The 3,768-nt window shown below is 69.4% G+C and carries 4 protein-coding genes; all 4 read right to left on the reverse strand.

Annotated elements, in window-relative coordinates:
* Positions 1–726 (reverse strand): ATP-binding cassette domain-containing protein (locus ACRX5S_RS28430; protein ID WP_436775985.1); only part of this gene is annotated, 726 nt, incomplete at its 3' end.
* Complete coding sequence (locus ACRX5S_RS28435) at positions 707–1,723, reverse strand: ABC transporter ATP-binding protein (RefSeq protein ID WP_436776157.1); 1,017 nt, start codon at positions 1,721–1,723, stop codon at positions 707–709. The genes ACRX5S_RS28430 and ACRX5S_RS28435, both read right to left, overlap by 20 nt.
* A gap of 40 nt (positions 1,724–1,763) precedes the next feature.
* Complete coding sequence (locus ACRX5S_RS28440) at positions 1,764–2,702, reverse strand: ABC transporter permease (RefSeq protein ID WP_436775986.1); 939 nt, start codon at positions 2,700–2,702, stop codon at positions 1,764–1,766.
* Positions 2,695–3,621: an ABC transporter permease gene (locus ACRX5S_RS28445; RefSeq protein ID WP_436775987.1), complete on the reverse strand. Its 927-nt coding sequence runs from the start codon at positions 3,619–3,621 to the stop codon at positions 2,695–2,697. Before ACRX5S_RS28445 ends, ACRX5S_RS28440 begins: the two co-directional genes overlap by 8 nt.
* Positions 3,622–3,768: the final 147 nt, after the last annotated feature.

Genomic DNA, 3,768 nt, shown 5'->3' on the forward strand with positions numbered 1-3,768 from the left:
CGCGATACCGATGCGCTGCCGCTGGCCGCCCGAGAACTGGTGCGGGTACCGGTTGATGTGCTCCGGGTTCAGGCCCACGACCTCCAGCAGCTCCTGCACCTTTTTCCGCCGGTCGGCCTTGGGTGCGACGTCGGGGTGGATCGCGAACGGCTCCCCGATGATGTCGCCGACCGTCATGCGCGGGTTGAGCGAGGTGTACGGGTCCTGGAACACCATCTGGATGTTCCGCCGCACGGCCTTCAGCGCCCGACCCGACAGCTTGGAGATGTCCTGGCCCTTGTAGAGGACTTGCCCGGCGGTGGGCTTCTCCAGGTTCATCAGGAGCTTGGCCACCGTCGACTTGCCGCAACCCGACTCGCCGACCAGACCCAGCGTCTCCCCGCCGCGCAGTTCGAAGGAGACCCCGTCGACCGCCTTCACCGCGCCCACCTGCCGCTGGAAGACGATGCCCTGGGTCAACGGGAAGTGCTTGACCAGGTCCTTCACCTGGAGGATCGTCTCGCCGGTCGGCGGCGGATCGGCGGCGGGCCGGGCCGCGGGTACGGACGCCTCCCGCTTGGTGAGGTCCGGGCGTTCGCCCTCGGACGGCGCCGGATCGGCCGGCCCGGGGCCGGCCGCGGCCGCGCCGGAAGCCTCGGCTTCGGTGGCCGCGGCTTCGGTGCTCGCGGCTTCGGTGCCCGCGGCTTCGGTGCCCGCGGCGACCTGCTTATCCACCGATGCGTCCATCGAGCGCCTCCTTCCAGAAGTGGCACGCGCTCCCGCGGTGCGGCGACACCTGCTCGCCGGTGACCGGGTGCAGCGGGGGCGTCTCGCTGCGGCAGACGTCCTGCGCGTACGGGCACCGCGGGTGGAACGCGCAGCCCTCGGGGATGCGCGTCAGGTTGGGCGGCAGCCCCTTGATGGCGGCCAGGTCCTGGCCCTTGAGGTCGAGCCGCGGGATCGATTCGAGCAGGCCCATGGTGTACGGGTGGGCCGGCGTCTTGTAGAGGGCGTGCACGGGCGCCCGCTCGACGATGCGTCCGGCGTACATCACCACGATGTTGTCCGCGACGTCCGCGACCACGCCGAGGTCGTGGGTGATCAGGATCAGGCCCATGTGGAACTCCCGCTGGAGTTCCGCCAGCAGGTCCATGACCTGGGCCTGGACCGTCACGTCGAGGGCGGTGGTCGGCTCGTCCGCGATGATCAGGTCGGGCTCCAGGGCCATCGCCATGGCGATCATGATGCGCTGCCGCATGCCTCCGGAGAACTGGTGTGGGTAGTCGTTCACCCGGGCCTTGGCCGCCGGGATCTTGACCAGGTCCATCAGCGCGATGGCCTTCGCCTTCGACTCGCGGCGCGACATCTTGCGGTGCACCCGGAACATCTCGGCCAACTGGTAGCCGACGGACAGCACCGGGTTGAGGGCGGACAGCGCGTCCTGGAAGATCATCGCGACCTGGCGGCCGCGCACCTTGCGGCGCTCCTCGGCGCCCATCTCCAGCAGGTCGCGGCCCTGGAAGCGGATCGCCCCCTGGGAGATGCGGGCCGGCGGCATGTCGAGGATGCCCATGATCGCCTGGGCGGTCACCGACTTGCCGGAGCCGGACTCGCCCAGGACCGCCAGGGTCTCCCCCGCGTGCACCGCGAACGAGACGCCGTTGACCGCCCGGGCCACCCCGTCGCGGGTGTGGAACTCCACGTGCAGGTCGTCGACTTCGAGCAGTGGGGCATCGGATTTCATCAGCACCGGATCCGTGATGTGGATCGTCACGTCGGCCCCCTCACCGGCTCTTCGGGTCGAGCGCGTCGCGGACCGCGTCGCCCATGAGGATGAAGCTGAGGACGGTGACGCTCAGGAACAGGGACGGGAACAGCAGCGGGTGCGAGGCCAGCAGGAACCGCTCCTGCGCGTCGCTGATCATGAGGCCCCACGAGATGCCGGGCGGCTGGATTCCGACGCCGAGGTACGAGAGCGCCGCCTCCGCCGCGATGAACTCGCCGAGGCTGATGGTCACGTACACGAGCACCGGTGCGATGGCGTTGGGCAGGATGTGCCGGACCGTGACGCGGAAGGTACCGCCGCCCAGGGCTCTGGCCGCCACCACGTAGTCGTTGTACTTGTTCTGGATCACCGCGCCGCGCATGAGTCTGAAGATCTTCGGCCAGGCCAGCGCGGCCATGATGAGCGCCACCGTGAAGGCGTCGCCGGTGTCGAACACCGCCAGCGCCAGGATCGCGCCGAGCATCAGCGGGATGGCGAAGAAGATGTCGGCGAAGCGCGACAGCAGGCCGTCGATCCATCCACCGGAATACCCGGCCACGAGCCCCAGGATGCCGCCGACGACGGTCACCATGATGACGGTCGAGAAGCCGACCACGATCGAGTTGCGCGTCGACCAGATCACCTTGGTGTAGACGTCGCAGCCCTGCACGTCGTAGCCGAACCAGTGCGAACCGCTGGGGTCCTTCAGGGAGTTCGACAACTGACAGGCGCCGGCGTCGCGCGGGTTGTGGTCGGTGAAGAGCTGCGGGAAGGCGGCGAACAGCAGCAGGATGAAGATGACGATCGCCGAGCCGATGAACAGCTTGCGGCGGCGCAGGTCGTACCAGGCGTCCGTCCACAGGCTGCCGACGCGCTGCCCCATCGCGCCGATCTCGATGTCCGCCGCGGTGACCCCTTCGGTGGACTGCTTCGGGTCGCTCTTCGCGATGTCACTCATAGCGGATCCTCGGGTCGAGAACGGCGTACAGCATGTCGACGAGGAGGTTGGCGACGATGTAGATGAGCACGAGCGCCGTGACCATCCCCACCACCACCGGGCGTTCGCGCAGATACACCGACTGGGCCAACTGCCCGCCCACGCCGGGGATGTTGAAGATCCGCTCGGTGATGATCGCGCCGCCCATCAGCGCGCCGAGGTCGGCGCCGAGGAAGGTGATCACCGGGATCAGCGCGTTGCGCACGCCGTGCCGCAGCACCACGCGCTGCTGGGGCAGGCCCTTGGCCACCGCGGTGCGCACGTAGTCGGTGCGCATCGTCTCGGCCAGGCTGGTGCGCATGAGTCTGGTGACGTACGCGAGGGACAGCGAGGCGAGCACGTAGCCCGGCAGGATGTACGCCTTGAACCCGTCGTCCTCGTTGAACGACACGGGCAGGACGCCCCATTCGACGCCGACCAGCAGCTGGAGGATGAAGCCGGTCACGAAGGTCGGGATCGAGATGAGCATCAGCGTCGCGATGAGCACCAGGTTGTCGAAGAACTTCCCGCGCCGCAGGGCCGCCATGATGCCGGCGATGATGCCGACGACGGACTCGATGACGATGGCGGTGAGCGCGAGGTTCACCGTCCACGGGAAGCGCTCGGCCATGATGTCGCCGACGTCCCGGCCGCGAACCGTGGTGCCGAAGTCGCCTTGCACGATGCCGGTGATGTAGTTCCAGTACTGGACCAGGAACGGGTCGTCGAGGTGGTACTTCTCGCGCAGCATCGCGACCACGGTGGGGTCGGACTGGCGGTCTCCGGCCAGCGATCGCGCGGGATCGCCCGGCAGGAGGTACACCATGAGGTAGATCAGCAGCGTCGCGCCTATCAGGACGGGTATCGCCTGGAGCAGCCGACGCGCGAGGTAGCGGTACATGAGCTCTCCCGGAGGGGGCCTCGCCCGGACGCGGGGCATGGCCGCGCCCGGGTACGGCGGGGCGGGGGGGGGGGGGGGGGGGGGGGGGGGGGGGGGGGGGGGGGGGGGGGGGGGGGGGGGGGGGGGGGGGGGGGGGGGGGGGGGGGG

Source organism: Yinghuangia sp. YIM S09857, from assembly GCF_051388915.1.
GTDB lineage: Bacteria > Actinomycetota > Actinomycetes > Streptomycetales > Streptomycetaceae > Yinghuangia.

Coding starts and splice junctions, on each gene's coding strand:
- ACRX5S_RS28435 (WP_436776157.1), bottom strand. CDS start 1,723: ATGAAATCCGATGCCCCACTGCTCGAAGTCGACGACCTGCACGTGGAG.
- ACRX5S_RS28440 (WP_436775986.1), bottom strand. CDS start 2,702: ATGAGTGACATCGCGAAGAGCGACCCGAAGCAGTCCACCGAAGGGGTC.
- ACRX5S_RS28445 (WP_436775987.1), bottom strand. CDS start 3,621: ATGTACCGCTACCTCGCGCGTCGGCTGCTCCAGGCGATACCCGTCCTG.